The organism is Vibrio sp. 10N.222.49.A3 (genome assembly GCF_041475145.1).
GTDB classification, from domain to species: domain Bacteria; phylum Pseudomonadota; class Gammaproteobacteria; order Enterobacterales; family Vibrionaceae; genus Vibrio; species Vibrio tasmaniensis_A.
In genome coordinates, this window is sequence record NZ_JBFRVM010000275.1 from 1 (window position 1) to 466 (window position 466).

The window sequence follows — 466 nt, forward strand, 5'->3', positions numbered from 1 at the left end:
ACCCTTTCAGCGGCCATAATGAAGAGGTTACTATGACCATTCCATCTTTTGAGAGCACCTTTAGGCGCTCTCTTGTTTTTCTGTGTTTTTTTATCGCGTTACCCGCCCAAGCTTACACTGAGCAAGAGCTCAAAGCTTTTGCCAAGCTTGAGCAAAAAATGACTCAACAACCGGAGGCGGCGAAGACGTGGCCTACGGACGACATACAAAATAAAGCCCAGGCTTATCGAGAAGAAGCGCTGACTCTCAGCCGCAATGTTCAAGATTTGATAAAAGAGGAGAGCCTGTCCCCCTTATTGGGGCGACAAAAGCCCACGCGCAACCCTGACCAAGCCCCAAAAGGGGTAATGGTGTTTGTTTCACTCACCATGCCCAAGACCGCGCTCAAACAGCTTCTGATGCAAAGTGAGCACTTAGGCGTTCCACTGGTGATACGCGGTGTCTTACCTGAAGGTTTTCCGGCCAC

Annotated in this window: 1 protein-coding gene; it reads left to right on the top strand. The window is 50.0% G+C overall.

Translation table 11 applies throughout. The annotated features are described in order from the left end of the window. Positions 1 to 32: 32 nt before the first annotated feature. A partial coding sequence (locus AB4589_RS24990) for a TrbC family F-type conjugative pilus assembly protein (RefSeq protein ID WP_372101916.1) occupies positions 33 to 466 on the top strand: 434 nt, incomplete at its 3' end.